The sequence below is a fragment of the Petrotoga halophila DSM 16923 genome, from assembly GCF_002924615.1.
Genome location: NZ_JALY01000307.1, coordinates 1 through 1,360, shown reverse-complemented (window position 1 = coordinate 1,360; position 1,360 = coordinate 1). Strand labels below are relative to the sequence as shown.

The following is a 1,360-nucleotide window of genomic DNA, read 5'->3' as shown; positions in this document are numbered from 1 at the left end:
GGCTCCTTGTCAAATATGGTTGATAGAATAGACTTAAGATATGATGAAAAATGTATTACAGAGATTTTTTGTTGAGTAATTTCAGCTCAGAAAGGATAACTGTTTACAATATGTTGTTCCTTCTGTGATGAAATTTGGTAGTTTTATGAATCTTTCTGGCATCACTCCTAATAGAACTTTTTTGGTATATCTCAAAACTTCCTTGAATCCAAAACTTATTCTTTTTATTAATTTTATGTGCGTATGACGTCCTTCTACTTTAGCCGTCGTTGTTCTATTAACGAAATATTGGAGTATTTCTTTTTCCCACCTTATATATGTTTTGGCCCATCTCCATACCTGAGGATCTTCACTTTCTTCCATCTTCCCTATCAATATGTGTAATCTTCTTTTCCCTTCTTCATATGTTTCTGCTTTATACATCCATTTCAACATTAGTAGGTATCTATAATACTCTTTTAGATATGGATGTTCCTTCAATGTTTTGTATAATTTCTTTACCTTTTTCTTCTCTTTTAATAATTTCTTTCCATTCAAAAAGAACAATTTTACAGGTATCTTTTTATTGTTATTCGTTACTTCTTCTTCTATCTTTATACTTTCTCTTAGCTTTTTCTGTGCGTCTTTTACTACATGAAAATGGTCCGCTACTACTTTCACTCCAAGTAATTCTTCTTTGACTGCATTCTTAAAAGAGGTTCTCATATCGATAGCCGCTTCTGTTATCTTTTGTTTTATTTTATACGGTATTTTATTTAAAAATCCTTTCAACTCTTCTTTTTTGTCTGATTTTAATATCGCTATCGTGTTTGATGTGTTCAATTCTACTATCGTCGTCACCATCTTAAACCCTCTAAATGAGTGTTCATCTATCCCTAACTTTATATCTTTCATATCTTGAAATTTCGTCCAATCTACCTTTATTTCAATCGAATCTAATAAATTACTCACAGTTCTCACACTTACACCAAACTCTTTCGCGGTTGCCGATATGCTCATCTTACGCAAACTCTTTACAAGGTTTTCTGTCTCTGCTCTTGTTATTCTTTGCCATCTATAACTTATCTTCTCATTTCTGAAGCTTTTCCCTGTTTTTTTACACATGTATCTTTGTGGTCTATGTATCAGATATATTCTTTGTGTCCCAACTTTTCCGGCTTTGATAATCCTTTCTTTTGCTCTACCGTTACGTACTATGTATTCTCGCTTGTCTTTACATCCTTTACATTTATACGGACATTCTGGTATCCCTACCTTTTTCGAATATCTCACTTCAAAATAAATCTCTCCATCTTTTCTCAAATCTTTTCTCTCTTTTAACTTAAAACATTTGTAAATACACAGTATTTGTGATATAATT

General features: G+C 31.8%; 1 protein-coding gene. It reads right to left on the bottom strand.

Features of this window, described 5'->3' with window-relative positions:
* Positions 1 to 81 precede the first annotated feature (81 nt).
* The gene (locus tag AA81_RS13375) at positions 82 to 1,359 is read right to left on the bottom strand and encodes an ISL3 family transposase (RefSeq protein ID WP_245863660.1); all 1,278 of its coding nucleotides are present in this window, start codon (positions 1,357 to 1,359) and stop codon (positions 82 to 84) included.
* Position 1,360: the final 1 nt, after the last annotated feature.